Annotated in this window: 14 protein-coding genes; 4 read left to right on the top strand and 10 right to left on the bottom strand. The window is 45.1% G+C overall.

The window, feature by feature from the left end:
- Nucleotides 1–2 precede the first annotated feature (2 nt).
- From F899_RS02475 to F899_RS02455, 5 genes are all read right to left on the bottom strand, one after another.
- On the bottom strand, nucleotides 3–830 hold the full coding sequence (locus tag F899_RS02475; protein ID WP_005220699.1) for a hypothetical protein: 828 nt from the start codon (nucleotides 828–830) through the stop codon (nucleotides 3–5).
- Nucleotides 827–1,606, bottom strand: coding sequence for a uroporphyrinogen-III synthase (locus F899_RS02470; protein ID WP_005220698.1), 780 nt, complete (start codon nucleotides 1,604–1,606; stop codon nucleotides 827–829). Before F899_RS02470 ends, F899_RS02475 begins: the two co-directional genes overlap by 4 nt.
- A 5-nt stretch (nucleotides 1,607–1,611) precedes the next feature.
- Nucleotides 1,612–2,532, bottom strand: a complete 921-nt coding sequence (gene hemC / locus F899_RS02465) for a hydroxymethylbilane synthase (protein ID WP_005220697.1) — start codon at nucleotides 2,530–2,532, stop codon at nucleotides 1,612–1,614.
- A 106-nt stretch (nucleotides 2,533–2,638) separates the two neighbouring features.
- Nucleotides 2,639–3,379, bottom strand: coding sequence for a LytR/AlgR family response regulator transcription factor (locus tag F899_RS02460; RefSeq protein WP_004813599.1), 741 nt, complete (start codon nucleotides 3,377–3,379; stop codon nucleotides 2,639–2,641).
- Nucleotides 3,380–3,435: 56 nt separating this feature from the next.
- The gene (locus F899_RS02455; RefSeq protein ID WP_005220696.1) at nucleotides 3,436–4,590 is read right to left on the bottom strand and encodes a sensor histidine kinase; all 1,155 of its coding nucleotides are present in this window, start codon (nucleotides 4,588–4,590) and stop codon (nucleotides 3,436–3,438) included.
- Between F899_RS02455 and argH the strand changes: the two genes are divergently transcribed.
- Nucleotides 4,581–6,011 (top strand): argininosuccinate lyase, encoded by a 1,431-nt coding sequence (argH, locus tag F899_RS02450; protein ID WP_008302470.1) that lies wholly within the window; start codon nucleotides 4,581–4,583, stop codon nucleotides 6,009–6,011. The two genes, F899_RS02455 and argH, sit on opposite strands and share 10 nt — an antisense overlap.
- A gap of 29 nt (nucleotides 6,012–6,040) precedes the next feature.
- Nucleotides 6,041–6,310, top strand: a complete 270-nt coding sequence (locus F899_RS02445; RefSeq protein ID WP_005220695.1) for an oxidative damage protection protein — start codon at nucleotides 6,041–6,043, stop codon at nucleotides 6,308–6,310.
- A 1,103-nt stretch (nucleotides 6,311–7,413) separates the two neighbouring features.
- Here the strand turns inward: F899_RS02445 and pgsA are convergent.
- The 3 genes from pgsA to uvrC all read right to left on the bottom strand — a co-directional run bounded on the left by pgsA (nucleotide 7,414) and on the right by uvrC (nucleotide 10,819).
- Nucleotides 7,414–8,001, bottom strand: a complete 588-nt coding sequence (gene pgsA, locus F899_RS02440; protein ID WP_008302472.1) for a CDP-diacylglycerol--glycerol-3-phosphate 3-phosphatidyltransferase — start codon at nucleotides 7,999–8,001, stop codon at nucleotides 7,414–7,416.
- Nucleotides 8,002–8,108: 107 nt separating this feature from the next.
- On the bottom strand, nucleotides 8,109–8,903 hold the full coding sequence (locus tag F899_RS02435; RefSeq protein WP_004813608.1) for an acyl-CoA thioesterase: 795 nt from the start codon (nucleotides 8,901–8,903) through the stop codon (nucleotides 8,109–8,111).
- A gap of 116 nt (nucleotides 8,904–9,019) precedes the next feature.
- The gene (gene uvrC, locus F899_RS02430; RefSeq protein ID WP_034434160.1) at nucleotides 9,020–10,819 is read right to left on the bottom strand and encodes an excinuclease ABC subunit UvrC; all 1,800 of its coding nucleotides are present in this window, start codon (nucleotides 10,817–10,819) and stop codon (nucleotides 9,020–9,022) included.
- Nucleotides 10,820–11,045: 226 nt separating this feature from the next.
- Between uvrC and F899_RS02425 the strand changes: the two genes are divergently transcribed.
- Nucleotides 11,046–12,095: an AAA family ATPase gene (locus tag F899_RS02425; RefSeq protein ID WP_005220693.1), complete on the top strand. Its 1,050-nt coding sequence runs from the start codon at nucleotides 11,046–11,048 to the stop codon at nucleotides 12,093–12,095.
- 20 nt (nucleotides 12,096–12,115) lie between these two features.
- Here F899_RS02425 and F899_RS02420 read toward each other — a convergent pair whose 3' ends face one another.
- Together F899_RS02420 and F899_RS02415 are read right to left on the bottom strand one after the other, a co-directional pair.
- The gene (locus tag F899_RS02420; RefSeq protein ID WP_005220690.1) at nucleotides 12,116–12,532 is read right to left on the bottom strand and encodes a PH domain-containing protein; all 417 of its coding nucleotides are present in this window, start codon (nucleotides 12,530–12,532) and stop codon (nucleotides 12,116–12,118) included.
- Nucleotides 12,533–12,664: 132 nt separating this feature from the next.
- Nucleotides 12,665–13,726, bottom strand: a complete 1,062-nt coding sequence (locus F899_RS02415; protein ID WP_005220687.1) for a diguanylate cyclase domain-containing protein — start codon at nucleotides 13,724–13,726, stop codon at nucleotides 12,665–12,667.
- A 513-nt stretch (nucleotides 13,727–14,239) separates the two neighbouring features.
- Here F899_RS02415 and fadB point away from each other — a divergent pair.
- Nucleotides 14,240–16,393 (top strand): fatty acid oxidation complex subunit alpha FadB, encoded by a 2,154-nt coding sequence (gene fadB, locus F899_RS02410; RefSeq protein ID WP_005220686.1) that lies wholly within the window; start codon nucleotides 14,240–14,242, stop codon nucleotides 16,391–16,393.
- The last annotated feature ends 2 nt before the right edge of the window (nucleotides 16,394–16,395 follow it).

Below are 16,395 nucleotides of genomic sequence, written 5' to 3'. Positions count from 1 at the left end.
GATCAGCTCATTAAGGTACGGGCATTCAGAGGAGGAACCGGTGTCAGCGGTATGGTGCGGATCTGTTCCAGCTGTTTAACCCATTGCTGGCTTTTCGCATCCGGTAATTGTTTGAGGACTTCAGCCACGGCACCAAGCGATTGCTGGAAAGGAATTTGCTGACTTTGCTGTAGCGCGTTTTGTGCCATCAATAAACGTAATTGCGCCTCTTTCAACACTAGTCCTCGCTGCATTAACACCGTACTTGGCTGCTGCACAGCTTCAATTTGAATCAGATTGCGCCAGAAGGAACCAGACTCTGCCGGTGTGGCACTGTGCTGGGCTTTTAACTCCCTGGCAATTTCAGCATCCATTTGATTAAGTAAATCCCGGATTTTATTCTGCTGTACCAGACGACTATTGATGAACTGTTGCAACATTACCTGATCTTTACTGAGTACACGCTCCAAACCGTCTAATAAAGCCGGTGCAAGCGTATAATTCGGCAAATCCAGTTGCAGCTGACTGAGTTTTTCCAATGCTGTGCTGTATTGCTGCTGCTGCAAAGCGAACTCAATCAGGCTGAGTTGCTGACGAACCAGTTCGGCATCATGCGATTCAGGTGCAGTAGCTATCTGTGAGTTGAATACAGCTGGTGCATCCTGGCGCTGTTCAGTTACCTGGCGTTTAAGTGCAACCACCTTGTCATTCAAACTGGCATTTTGCTGCTGCAATAGAGTAAAGCTGGAGCTGAGTTCTGTATGGGCCTGGCGCAAACTGAACAGGTCATAACTGATTTTGACCATCCAGGCGAATGCCACAATGAACAGCACGATTAAAATTTTCTTCATGAGTTCCCCAGTACTCGCTTCATCTCCCGTACGATCACATCGCTGCTCAGGTTCTCGAGTTGTATATACTCAAATGCTGCAGCATGATGTTGACGGTATTCCCCTAAAATAGCGGCCAAACGTGGGCCCAAAACCAAATAAATTCCCTTGCTGATCAAGGAGATTTCCTGCTGCATTAGCTGCACCCAGTTTAACCAGCTGGCTTCACTACTCATCAGAACCACATAATGACGATTGTCCTGCAATCGAGGCAAGAGCGCAGCTATAGCCTGCTGTGACTGAACCGGACACTGACGTTGATACAGTACAAAATTTAGTACTTCAACGCCCTGTTGACGCAAATGGTCCATCATAAATAATCGACCGCCCTCACCTCGCCAAAAGGCTACAACAGTATCTTTTTCAAGACTCTCCAAAATCGGTAATTGTAGCATTCCTTCAGAGGTTTCAACCTCAGGCACATGACTTTGAATGCCATATTGTAGCAATGCCTGTTCAGTGCTGCGCCCTACAGCAATCCACTGTATATAGGCCAATGTAGCCAGTTCAATGCCTGCCTGCGCCAGATATTGCATGCCAATCTGCACCGCAGTCGGACTCACCACCACAATGACTTGAGCACGATTCAACTGCTGATACAAGCTATCCAATTCTGCTGAATAAGGCTGTGCAACCAGTTCCAGCAAAGGTAGCTCTACCACAGGAATTTGTGCTGCCTGTAACTGCTGTGTGAGTCGGACAGCACGATCCTGAGGGCGAGTATTGATAAACAGCATGAATCTTATGAATATAGTGCTTTAAGCAAATCACCCGCACCTTGGGCCAGTAAATTCTGTGCCAGAATCACACCGAGGTGCTCTGCCTGATTTACATCACCCTGTAATTCTGCTTTTAATAAGGTGGCACCATCCACGCTACCCACACGGCCTTCAATAGCAATTTTACCATCCTGTAAAGTTGCATAACCTGCAATCGGCACCTGACAACCGCCTTCCAGATAGGCATTAAATGCGCGTTCAGCACGAACACAGGCATCAGTTTCAGCATGTAACAGTGGCAGGATCAGGTCAAGTACAGCCTGATCACGATCACGACATTCAAGACCAAGCGCACCCTGTCCCACAGCTGGTAAACTGACCGCAGGCTTAAGCGTATGACGAATACGATCTGCCAATCCCAGACGTTTTAAACCGGCACTGGCAAGAATAATAGCATCGTAATTGCCTGCATCGAGTTTCGACAGCCGTGTGCCGACATTACCTCGCAGATCAATGATCTCAAGGTCCGGACGTGCCTTTAAAATCTGGCTCTTACGACGCAGACTGGATGTGCCTACTTTAGCGCCCTGTGGCAGCTCGTCAAAGCTGGTATAGCTATTAGAGACAAAAGCATCCAATGGATCTTCACGTTCGCAGATCACCGCAAGACTTAAACCTTCAGGCAGTGCCATGGGTACATCTTTCATGGAATGCACGGCCAAGTCTGCACGACCATCCAGTAATGCAGCCTCAAGTTCTTTAACAAACAGGCCCTTGCCACCAATTTTTGCCAATGGGGTATCAAGAATTTTATCACCCTGTGTCACAAACGTGACCAACTCGACCTGAAGGTCGGCATGCAGTTCCTGCAGACGTGCACGGATATGCTCCGCTTGCCATAGTGCAAGAGGACTTTGTCGAGTTGCAATTTTTAGGGTCTTCATAAATTTCAAATACAGTGAATGAGAACAATAGTCTAAACTTAACCTGATCACTTTAAAATGCAAGTGAATTTATGCAAGTTTCAACTGCAACCCGATCCCATACGCTTCAGAGCTTATGAATGCGTTCACGTAAAAATGGTAAATGGCGCCGACTTACTGCAAGTCTTTCATCCAGCTCACGGCAACGCACCTGATACTGCCCCGAACTGACCACTTCCAGCCCATCCAGATAGTTTACAGACACCAGCGCATTGCGGTGAATCCTGATAAAATTCTGGCCAAATTCCTGTTCCAAGTCCTTTAATGTTTCATCGATCAGGACACTGCCATTTTTATGCCGTACCGTGACATATTTCTGATCAGCCAGGAAATAGTAAATATTTTCCACAGGGACAAGCTCCACCCCGCGATAAGTCTTTGCCGCAATCTGATGGCGGCTGATATTGAGTTCTTCCATATTTTCTTTTTGTTTTAGTTGGCTCATCTGAGCTTGGGTAAGTTTGGTTAAATGCTCGAATACCTGTGCTAACTCCTGTTGCATCACTGGTTTGAGCAAGTAGCCTTCTGCATTCGACTTGAATGCATCAAGCGCATGGTTGTCATAGGCCGTACAAAAAACAATTGCCGGCATTGGGTCAAGCTGGCGCAGATGTTGTGCGCAACGCAGACCGTCCATTTCGGGCATTTGAATATCTAATAGAATGACATCGGGCTCGTGCTGATGGGCCAGATCAAGGGCTTGCTGACCATGGGTTGCGGTTGCAACCACAGTATGGCCGAGCTGGCTGACCAGGCGTGCCAAACGCTCTATGGCAAGAGGCTCATCATCACAGATCAGGATGTCCATTTATCCTCCTTCAGTTAACGGCATGTCATTGTTGTTAAGTTAACTGCATTTTATTGTTATTTATACTGATATTGCACAACCGTCGTAAAAATTCCCTTGCCGGCATAGGTTCTAAAGGTTACTCTCGGGCCATAATAGGCCTTCAAACGCTGTCGAACATTTTCAATTGCAATACCATTTCCCCGCTTTAATGCTGCATGATCCTGTGAATATGGGTTTGTTATAATAATATTAATTTGATTTTGCAGGATTTCAATCAATACGCTTATCGTACTCTTTGTTAGAATTTTTTCAACTCCATGGAAAATACTATTTTCTAATAGGGGTTGTAAAGTCAGTAATGGAATTTGGACTTGTGAGTATAAGTCTTTGTTTTCTAATTTCCATTCAACCTGCAAACGATCACCGAGCCGGATTTGTTCAATCTCCAGATAACGTTTGCACAAATCGATTTCTTCTTGCAAGCTGACCAGCTTTAATTCCTGAAAGCTGGCACGAAACAGTCGGGAAAGATTAAGTAGCATATGTTCCGCTTTATCGGGATCAATGCTGATCAGGCTGATAGCACTATTTAAACTATTAAATAAAAAATGTGGTTGAATCCGGGCCTGCATGGCCTGAATCCGTGAATTTAACTCGCTATGGCGTTGACGTGTCCATTGCTCCCTTAAGTAAAGATAACGAAAACACAAAGTTCCGAGCAAAATTCCAAAACTCAGGTGCATTCCGACCTGCTTAAAAGCAATTTCAGATGTAAGATCATGCAGATGAAAATTTATGCCAAAATGTATCAGAATGTTTAAACTAACTGTCGTTACCAGCACGATAGCCTGTAATAACAAGAATCCGGTAATCAATGCAGATTTGATCCCCATACGATCAAAATACTGGTGAAACAGGTCTACACAAGCCGCAAATGATAGCAATACCCAGTTAATATAGAGGATGTATTGCAGCAAGTGCATAAAATTGAGCGCTTGCCAGGACTGGGCTTCTGCCAGACTCAGTACCAAAGCCAAAACATTACCGCCAACAAACAGTTCCAGCAGATAACGCCAATTGCCAATCTGGCCAAAAAAATAAGAAGATTGTTGCTGCCCCATCGGATCTGTAACAGATTGAGCAGATGGAACTTCGGCAACAGCCGTTGAATTTGCTATACTCTTTTTCGTTCTACTGCTTTTAATCTTATTGAGCCGACATGACCACATCTTCTAATTCCTCAAATCCATCACAAGCCCAGACTTCGGGTATGTGGGGCGGTCGTTTCTCTGAAGCGACTGATGCTTTTGTTGCTGAATTTACAGCATCTGTACAATTTGACCAACGTTTTTATAAACAAGATATTGCGGGTTCAATTGCGCATGCAACCATGCTTGCAAAAGTGGGCGTGCTGACTGAACAAGAACGTGATGACATCATTGAAGGCCTGACTGCGATTAAGGCAGATATTGAAGCAGGTAATTTCGAGTGGCGCATTGACCTTGAAGATGTGCACATGAACATTGAGTCACGTCTGACTCAGCGTATCGGCATTACAGGTAAAAAATTACATACTGGCCGTAGCCGTAATGACCAGGTGGCAACAGACATCCGTCTTTATGTCCGTGATGAAATTGATGCCATCCTAAAATTATTAGAGAAATTACAAAAAGGCATTTTGAGCTTGGCGGCGAAAAATACCAATACCATCATGCCAGGTTTTACTCACCTGCAAACGGCACAGCCTGTGACTTTTGGTCACCACTTGATGGCTTGGTTTGAAATGCTGGTCCGAGACTCTGAGCGTCTGATTGACTGCCGTAAACGCGTTAACCGTATGCCATTGGGTTCTGCTGCTTTAGCAGGCACCACTTATCCAATCGACCGTACTTATACAGCTGAACTGCTAGGTTTTGAAGCAGTAGCTGAAAACTCATTAGATGCTGTTTCTGATCGTGACTTCGGCATCGAATTCAATGCAGCAGCATCTTTAATCATGATGCACCTGTCTCGCATGTCTGAAGAAATGATTCTGTGGACATCTGCACAGTTCAAGTTTGTGAATATTCCGGACCGCTTCTGTACTGGTTCATCGATCATGCCACAGAAGAAAAACCCAGACGTGCCTGAGCTGATCCGTGGTAAGACTGGCCGTGTGTATGGCGACTTGATGAGCTTGTTGACTCTAATGAAAGGTCAGCCATTAGCCTACAATAAAGACAATCAGGAAGACAAAGAACCATTATTTGATGCGATCGATACCGTTCGTGGTTCATTGATGGCATTTGCAGATATGATTCCTGCACTGGTTCCAAATATCGAAATCATGCGTGAAGCAGCGCTTCGTGGTTTCTCGACTGCAACTGACCTTGCAGATTACCTGGTGAAAAATGGCGTTGCTTTCCGTGATGCACATGAGATTGTGGGTAAAGCCGTTGCACTTGGTGTTCAGGAAGGTAAAGACTTGTCTGAACTCACCCTTGAACAGCTACAGCAATTCTCTGACCTGATCCAGGCAGATGTATTTGAAAAAGCGTTAACTTTAGAAGCATCTGTAAATGCGCGTAACCACATTGGTGGTACTGCACCTGTACAAGTCGCAGCAGCAATCGAACGCGCTTATGCACGTCTGGAAAAACTTTACGCTTAATTGCGCTATCTTAAATTCGGAGTATTGATATGTCTCGACAAGTATTTTGCCGTAAGTATCAAAAAGAAATGGAAGGCTTAGACTTTGCACCATTCCCAGGTGCAAAGGGTCAGGAACTGTTTGACACTGTATCTAAACAGGCTTGGCAGGAATGGCTGAAGCATCAAACTACGCTGATCAATGAAAAGCGTTTAAACGTGTTTGAAGCGGATGCGAAAAAGTTCCTTGAAGAACAACGTGAGAAGTTTTTCAATAATGATGAATCATTGGAAAAAGCTGAAGGGCTAAAGCCTGAGTAAAACTTAAAGCGTTGCTTTAAGTTTTACGCAAGACAAACACCAAAGGTGTGCGTAGGCTTTAATTAGAAAAGAGTCTCTTATGAGGCTCTTTTTCTTTGTAAGAGCACTGCTCTGCCACGCCGCAAGACAAGCAGCTATGCTGCGCGTAGGCTTTAATCTAAAAGAATCCCCAACTTGGGGATTCTTTTTTATGCACTGCTCTAAAAATTACGCAAGACAAGCGAAGCGCGTAGTTTCAAATGTCAAGAAGGAGTCTAAGAAGACTCCTTTTTTATGCACTATACCGCCACGCCGCCAGACAAACACCGCAGGTGGGCGTAGGCTTTAATTTTAAAAGAGTCTCTTATGCGGCTCTTTTTCTTTGATAGAGCACTGCTCTGCCACGCCGTAAGACAAGCAGCCATGCTGCGCGTAAGCTTTAATTTAAAAAGAATCTCCATCATTAGACAGACTCTTTATATGACGCTCAACATGATTAAAGACAGGAACCGTCCTCTCAAGTAAAATCCGAAAAAGGTTTCTTAAAGCGTTTTTTTAATTTTTCCACCTACCTTTCTCTTGATTGCAGAAATGTACCGTAAATAAGCAAATTAAATCCCTAGAATTCCCTTCATCTAGTTATCTATTTTCTAATCAATAGATCATATCCTTCCTTTTTTCCTAAACTTCTCAGAACAACAGATTGCATCAGTTTTAAGATCATTTTTTCTCAATGTTATTTATTTTATAGATTAAATTTATTGTAAATATGAAGTTTTACTAATCAATTAAGTTTAAAAATGCTGAATTTACTTATTCGATTTAAAGAATTTAATTATGAGTCTTATTAGATTTAAACCCTTCATTCATTTCAAAATAATAGATTGTAAACGGCAGATACATGCCACTATAGAAATGCAACATTACACTACAAGAATGTACATGAATTAAAAAATGGATTTCCTATAATAGCAATTAAGAGGATGGCAACATCTTTGTATAATAGCGATAAATATCCCCGATTTCATCCCAGTTCTTCCCCCAAAGGCTGGGTATTTTTTTGCCTGAAAATTACCATCGACCATAAAAAAGCCCCAGTGACTGGAGCTTGATTCAATATTCGATTAAGGCTGTTTCAAATAGGGCCAGGCCGCTTTCAGGTAGATAAACATCGACCATAACGTGAGCACGACTGCAGTATAGAGCAATGCATAAGCCAGCATATCCAGCGGCTGCCAGTTAAGCAGAAATACGGTAATTGCGATCATCTGGAAGGCTGTCTTGTATTTGCCGACTGTAGACACCGCCACACTGGTTCGCGCACCCAGTTCAGCCATCCATTCACGTAAAGCTGATACCGTAATTTCCCGCGAGATAATCACAATTGCAGCAAAGGCCATGGAGATCGAAGGTTGCCATTGCACCAGTACAATCAGTGCAGCTGCAACCATCAGCTTGTCTGCCACCGGATCCAGGAATCGACCAAAAGCCGAAGTCTGATTCAATGTTCTCGCCAGATAGCCATCAAACCAGTCCGTTACCGCCGCAACCACAAAAATTGCAGTCAACAGCATATGACGCGTCATATCCGGATTGCTTTCATCAATCCCCATCGCCGGCGGCCAATAGGCCACCAATAGAAAGACTGGAATCAGGACAATACGTGCCAAGGTCAAGATGTTTGGAATATTCAGGATACGACCTGTAGTCATAGACACCGCCAATTGTTCCCCTCATGTACGATGAAAATGCACACTTTTATTGAGGTTTGATCCATCGTTAATAGGCTTCACTTTATACGAATTGGCCAGCAGTGTCACTAGGCAAACACTGTCACTGTCTGTCTGGCAATCGCAATCAGGCGATTTTCAGCATCCCACAGATAGGCATGTTCTGTCGCGTAGCCATCTGCTGCATGATCAGTAAATACTTTATATTTAAACCAATCATTCAACTGATGTTGTACTGGATGCACATAGGTCACCGTCCAGTTGAGGCTGCTGGCTGGTGCAATCTGCTTAAACATCGGCAATACACCGGGTGGCCAGATATCAAAAATTGCCATCAGGTCAGCAACTTCAAATTTGCGGTTTGCATGTCTTTCCGGATCAAAACGGCACCATCCGCCAAAATCAGGATGATCACTCCCCGTGCATGGCAAATTCACTTCAGCCCAACGAACCTCAAACTGCTGGTAACATTCCGGCATACCTACGTTTGGAGGAATGCTAAACAGGCTTTCTGGAGCTGGATAATCCGGAGCAGATGCCTCCTGATGTACTTGAATAGTCGAGTCACGTGCTACACCAAAACTGGCTAACAAGATACTCTGCACTGCATCATCCTGCCACAGGCGAACTTCAACCGTAGTGACGGATTTACCCTCACGCAGAATTTCTGCAGTTAACCTGACTGGCCGTTGCTGGACCGGCCCCACAAAAGTTACGCTGGTGCTTAAAAGATGTTTCGCCGGGTCATTAATGCTCAGCACCGCTTTTTGCATCATCATCGCCGCAGCCAGACCACCATACAGGGTCCGTCCTTGTAACCATCCTGCTGGAAGATCAACCCATTCCTCAACAGCAATCGCTGCATACACCTGTTCCAGTGTCATTGTGCATCCCTGTGGTTCATTTTAGTTCTGATATCATTCAATAAATTTGAATTGATGTGAATGCTCAATGACTTCTCCGTCACTGAGCACTTTGGCAAATGATTTAATTTGGATTTTTATTCATGCAGTACTTTATAAATAGTACGAGCCATGACTTCACCTAAGCCTGGTACTAACATCAAGTCTTTCTCTGAAGCCTTCAGCACACCTTGAATGCCGCCGAAATGGGTCAGCAGGTCACGACGGCGTTTTGGGCCCAGACCGGGAATCACTTCCAGAACTGAAGAGCCTCGTTTCTTGTCGCGTTTGGCACGGTGTTTGGTGATTGCAAAGCGGTGTGCTTCATCCCGTACCTGTTGAATCAGATGCAGGGCTTTATGATCTTCGGGAAGTTGAATCTTGGTGCCATCAGTAAAATGTAAAGTTTCTAAGCCTGGTTTACGTCCCTCACCTTTGGATACACCCACCATAAAAGCGTCCAGACCAAGATCCTGCATGACTTCCATTGCCATATGCAGCTGTCCCTTACCCCCATCAATCAGTAACAGGTCGGGCAACATGTGCTTTTTATAACGTCGGGTCAACGCCTGACGCGTTGCAGCATAGTCATCGCCTTCGGTAATGTCGTTAATCGAGAACTGGCGATAATCCCGCTTACGCGCACCGCCACTATCAAACACCACACAGGATGCGACCGTTTCCTCCCCCATGGTATGTGAGATATCAAAACACTCAATCCGGTCCACAGGATGTCCCACCACCTGCTCCAGCTGATGGAAACGCTCATTCAGTTCAAAGTGATTCGCCAGTTTCGATTTAATCCCTTGCAGCACATTCATTTGTGCCAGTTCCAGCCATTCGGCACGGGTTTCGCGGACCTTGGACTTGATCTGGATTTTTTTATCAAAATGCTGGGCCAATGCCTGTTCCAGCTCGTTACGATCAGTCACTTCTACATTGACGATCAGTTCTGCTGGAATTTCATCCGCAACCTGGAAATAGAAGTTGGCAATAAAATCACTCAACATCTGACTGAGATCATCACCCTGGATATCCGGGAAATAGCTTTTACCTCCCAGCATTTTACCATTACGCACATGCATGATCTGCACACAGGTCACGCCGGCCTGATGGGCAATTGCCAGAATATCGGCTTCACCTTTAACCTTGTAGATCGCTTGATTGGCTTGAACATCACGTAACAGAGCCATACGGTCCCGATAAAATACAGCCTTTTCAAATTCGAGCTGTTCGGCAGCAGCTTCCATTTTGGCAATCAGCTGCTGATTCAGCTCCTTGGTATCGCCTTGCAAGAAGCGAATCGAGTTGTTGACATCTTCCTGATAGTCTTCAGGTGAAATCAGTCCAACACAGGGGCCTGAGCAACGCTTGATCTGGTATTGCAGGCAGGGACGCTTACGCTGTGCAAAATAGCTGTTTTCACACTGGCGCACATTAAACAGTTTCTGTAAAACGATCAGGGTATCCTTGGCATTGTAAGCACTTGGATAAGGTCCAAAAAACTTGCCCGGTTGATGCTTGCCCTTGCCTCGACCTGCTGCAATCCGTGGATAAGGTTTATCACTAGATACAAAGATATAGACATAGGATTTATCATCGCGCAGCATGATGTTATATGGCGGACGATGCAGCTTGATCAGATTCTGCTCTAACAGTAACGCTTCGGTTTCAGAACGCACCACCAAAGTCTGAATATCATAAATCCGCGCCACCAATGCTTGGGTTTTCGGATGTTCAAGGGTCTTGACGAAATAACTGGATACGCGGTTTTTCAGGTTTTTTGCCTTGCCCACATACAGCAATTCGCCATCCTTGCCATACATCCGGTATACCCCCGGAAGCGTGGTCATATTCGCCAGGATTTTTTCAATATGGGGACGCGCGTTCTCGTTCACCTGCAACCTATTTTTCATATGCAATATGCAGATAATGTGATGCTTATTGCCTGATTTTCAAGCGCGGTGACAAAATTACCATCAAGCCTGCCCACAAGCGAAGTTTATAAGTATGCAATCCCGGTTAATTTATAGGCTCACCGTTATACTGTGATTGCTAAAAGCTATAAATTTCAACTGATATCTTTGTTATGCTCGACGGGTTCGTTTTTGAGATTCCCCCAAGATGACCACGCAGCATTCCGGTTTCCATATCGTCCAGCCTGGTACCTCCACGCATAGTGCTTCGGAACGTGACCGCCTGATTGGCAAGCCACACTTTCACTTTGAACCCAAGGCAGTCATGGACCTGCTTCGGGAACGGATTATTGGGCAGGATGCTGCGCTGAATGAAATTGAAAAGATGCTACATGTGGTCAAGGCTGATTTTTCCAGCCCGGATCGTCCCCTGTCCGTGACCTTGATGCTTGGCCCAACCGGAGTAGGTAAAACCGAGACTGTGCGCCTGATTGCCGAGGCTATCTATGGACGTCCAGATGCGTTTTGCCGTATCGACATGAATACGCTGGCGCAAGAACATTATGCCGCAGCGCTAACAGGTGCGCCTCCGGGGTATGTCGGCTCAAAAGAAGGTCATAGCCTGTTCAATGAAACTGCGATTGCAGGTAGTCATACCCGTCCGGGCATTATGCTATTTGATGAATTAGAAAAGGCTTCAACCGAAGTCATTCGAGGTTTAATGAACGTGCTGGATACAGGTCGTTTAACCCTCACAGCAGGTACCAAAACCATCGATTTTCGTAACTGTATGATCTTTATGACCAGTAATGTTGGCGCTCAAGCTGCCCAGCAATATTTGGAAAAGCTCAGTTATTTACCGCAGCAGGTTCAGAATCTGTGCCTGAAAAAAGTACCGACACAGCGCATTATTGAAAAGGTCATGCAGCGTAAGTTTGATCCTGAATTTTTGAACAGGATTGATCGTACCCTGCATTATCAGGCTGTACAGAATGATGCTCTGCCACGACTGGTTGAGATTGAGCTGGAAAAACTCAATCAGCGATTACAGCATCAGAAGCGAACTGTGATCCTAACCGATACAGCCAAGGCCTATTTCTATCAAGGGCATGATATTCGTTACGGCGCACGTCATCTGGGTCGCAAGATGCGTACTGAACTAGAACCAGTTTTAGCGGTATATTTTTTAGATCAGCCTGAACAGTCTACGCTGAAGCTAGATTGCATTGAAGGTAATTTGGTGATTCAGACCGAATAGTTCGAACACAGAATGAGCGCTTAAGATGCCTGCTGGTTCTGTACCGCATTAATAAATGCCATCTGGTCTTTGGGTGAGATCAGCACAAATTTATTGGTTCCATCTTCACGATAATCCACGCGTAAACGCTTCAGGGACAAAGCGGGCGCAACAGATGAATAGTCAGTTGGAGTGACCGCCTGAATAGCAGCTACGGGAATCTGCCAGCTAAACCACATACTTTTGACGATCAATTGATCAGCAGTAAGCTGATATCGGGTATTCAGCACAGGCCACCAGATCATTACAATCGTCAGCATATACACCGCAGTATGCAATGGATATTGCTGCATGGTGCCTTTGGCTGACATTACCAGCAGTAACTGCACCAATAGCCCGGTCATACACACCAGAAAGGCCACGAGCCACCAGTCTTTTTTGGAACGAAATACCTGCATGTGTGCTCCCCTATTCTTAAAGCTATTGTAAATCTAAAAATAGGATCTACCAGCAAAATTACTTAACTCATCAGATATTTTAAAAGTGATACAGCATGAAATAGCAATCATGAATTGCCGTATTGATTACTGTTATTTCCCTTTTAGTTTGTACTGTTTCTTGACCGCATACATCTTGTCATCCGCACAGCGGATCAGGCTGGCGCTATCCAGATAGCCGCTATTGGCATCGGCCTGATGAATACCGACACTGAGACTGACCGGCATTGTCAGTTGGCTCAAGGTCTGCTCTACGCGTGGAATAAAGCTTTGCAAGGCATCTGCCTCGGTACAGTTCGGCAATACCACTAGAAACTCATCACCGCCATAGCGGAAACAGTAGTCTTCATCCCGGGCAATCTGCTTTAAGGTACTCGCTACTGCCTGAATCACCTGATCACCATAGACATGGCCATATTGGTCGTTTAACAGTTTAAAGTCGTTGATATCAATAAATACCACGGTCACAGGCGTATGCTGTTGCCGTGCACGATAAAGTAATTCATTTAACATCGAGGTCAGGCTACGCACATTATAAAGCCCTGTCAGTGGATCCAGCCGGGACAGGGTTTCCATTTCCTGTGCATGCGCACCAAGTGCCATGGCATATTCCTGCAGTTTGTGATGGGAACTATTCACTTCTTTGACCAGGCTCCAGATATAGGTTTCAACCACCAAGGTAATATCAAAGGTATACAGTTTTTCTAGGGTGTCCTGCACCTGCCGCGCTAAGGCTGCATCCGCTACATACTGTTCCACCAGTTTAAAGATGCCTAATTTAATCTGATGCAAGGCAGCCAGATACAGACGCGGCTCTACCCCAATACGTTTATGCACCAGTCCGATACGCAAGCGGTTATTGACATAGACACTGTCATAGCAACCAGAAAACAGATCCAGAATATATTGATGCTGGGCGACCTTGAGGCGTTTAAGCGTATCGACATCACCAATCAGATTATTAATTTCAGGTACAGAGGTTTGATAGTCATAAAATTCGGCCACAGTGTCCTGCAAGCCTGGCTCTATCAGTTCACGCACAGTCGCCAGTGCTGCCAGGGCTTCTTCGGTCAGTCCAAGTAATTGCTTGCGTCGCTGGATGTCGGGCAATGAAATCTGCATCTGCTGCATCAGCGTCTGATCTGTCAATTTCATGCAGTGATCTTCTTATTATTGTTCTAGGTTTTTACTTATTTTCACCCATTCTAAGCCCGGTCGATTCACAATCCCAGCCAGCTTATCGGCAAACTACCACCTCACAACCAAACTGCAACAAAGCTGGACTTGGAGCGCGATTTTAATCAGGCTGCAAAACAGCAACAAAGAAATTCTCTGCCCTAAATTGACTTTTTTGACAGTAAAACGATTTTTTGAAAGACTTGAAAAGCCTTGCTATCACCCAATATAAATGGAGTTCTCATTAAAAAATTGTGAACTGAAACAAAATCTTCAGTTCATTGTGCTTGATAAGAGCCATACTGGAACGCATAACAGCCAAAACAGTTCAGGCAAAATAGATGACCCTTGCGTCACGGCTTGATACAACTTGTTATGTTCTTTTTGGATATAGTTATCGTAAGATTGGCGAAGCATAAATATGCGCAGGAATCGCGCATAGGCTCTTCACAACATCAACTTAGAAGTCCTCCAAAATAAAGGAGATCAGGCATGATCCACGCTGGCAATGCCATTACCGTCCAAATGCTTTCGGACGGAATTGCAGAATTCCGCTTTGACTTACAAGGTGAGTCGGTCAACAAATTTAACCGTGCAACAATTGAAGATTTTAAAGCTGCAATTGACGCGGTAAAAGCAAACGCTGACATCAAAGGTTTAATCGTCACTTCAGCGAAGTCAACCTTCATCGTAGGTGCAGACATTACTGAGTTCGGTGCGAACTTCGCGCAAGGCGAACAGGCAATTGTAGAATGGGCCCTGCCTGTTCATGACATCTTCAACTCTTTTGAAGATTTAGACATTCCTAAAGTTGCTGCAATCAATGGTCAAGCATTGGGTGGCGGTTTTGAAATGTGTCTGGTGTGTGACTACCGTGTGATGTCAGAAGCAGCTGCTGTTGGTCTGCCTGAAATCAAACTGGGGATCTTCCCGGGCTTCGGTGGTACTGTTCGTTTAAGCCGTGTGATTGGTATTGATAATGCGGTTGAATGGATGGCAATGGCCAATCCGAAGAAACCTGCTGCCGCGCTGAAAGACGGTGCTGTGGATGCTGTGGTTGCTGCGGACAAACTGCAAGACGCTGCGATTGATCTGGTTAAACAAGCGATTGCGGGTCGTCTAGACTGGAAAGCAAAACGCCAGGAAAAACTAGATCCTGTTAAGTTGAACATGCTTGAGCAAATGATGGCGTTCAATACAGCGAAAGGTGCGGTTTTAGCGAAAGCAAACCCTGCTCAGTACCCGGCGCCAAAATTGATGCTTGATTCACTACAGGCAGGTGCAAGCCTTCCACGTAATGAAGCATTAAAAGCAGAAGCACAAGGCTTTGCCAAAGCTGCAGTAACACCGCAAGCAGGTGCGTTGATTGGTCTATTCATCAATGATCAAGTGGTGAAGAAAACTTCCAAGAAATATGAGAAAGGTGCACACCCTGTGAACCAAGCGGCTGTATTAGGCGCAGGTATCATGGGTGGTGGTATTGCTTACCAGGCGGCAAGCAAAGGCACACCAATCATTATGAAAGACATTGGTAATCCACAACTTGCTTTAGGTATGAAAGAAGCAAACGGCTTACTGACCAAACAAGTTGAACGCAAGAAGATGAAGCCTGCTCAAATGGGTGAAACTCTTGCGCGCATCCGCCCAACTTTAAGCTATGACGAGTTTAAAGAAGTGGACATCGTGATTGAAGCGGTGACTGAAAATCCAAAAGTGAAAGGTATCGTACTGAAAGAAACTGAAGCGAAAGTTCGTGAAAACACGATCATTGCTTCGAATACTTCTACGATTTCAATTACGCGTCTGGCTGAAAACCTAGAGCGTCCTGAAAACTTCGTGGGTATGCACTTCTTTAACCCAGTGCACATGATGCCATTGGTAGAAGTGATCCGTGGTGCGAAGACTTCTGACGAAGCGATTGCAACCACTGTGGTACTTGCTCAGAAAATGGGTAAAACACCGATTGTTGTGAATGACTGCCCGGGCTTCTTAGTAAACCGTGTATTGTTCCCTTACTTCGGTGCATTTGACCTTCTACTGAAAGATGGTGCTGACTTCCAGCAAATCGACAAAGTGATGGAAAAATTCGGCTGGCCTATGGGTCCTGCTTACTTAATGGACGTTGTGGGTATTGATACTGGCGTTCACGGTGCAGAAGTCATGGCGGAAGGCTTCCCGGATCGTATGAAGCCTGACTACAAAGGTTCAATCCAGGTGATGTACGAAAACAAACGTCTTGGTCAAAAGAATGACGTTGGTTTCTACAAATACGAATTGGACCGTAAAGGCAAGAAAGCCAAAGTGGTTGATCCAACTGCATACGAACTTGTAGCATCTGTTGCAACTGCGGAAAAACGCGAATTCGATGCTCAGGAAATCATTGACCGTATGATGCTTGCTTTCTGTAACGAAACTGTTCGTTGCCTGGAAGACAACATTGTAGCAACACCTGCTGAAGCAGATATGGCGATGATCATGGGTGTAGGTTTCCCTCCATTCCGTGGCGGTCCATGCCGTTATATCGACCAGACTGGTGTAGCTGAATACGTTGCGCTTTGCGACAAGTACGCACACTTAGGTAAGGCTTATGAAGCGCCACAAATGTTGCGTGACATGGCTGCTAACAACAAAAAATTCTACGGTTAAGG

Source organism: Acinetobacter sp. CIP 101934 (assembly GCF_000369585.1).
In the GTDB taxonomy this organism is placed as follows: domain Bacteria; phylum Pseudomonadota; class Gammaproteobacteria; order Pseudomonadales; family Moraxellaceae; genus Acinetobacter; species Acinetobacter schindleri.
Note: the sequence above shows the minus strand (reverse complement) of the source record. Positions and strands in the feature narration are given on the sequence as shown.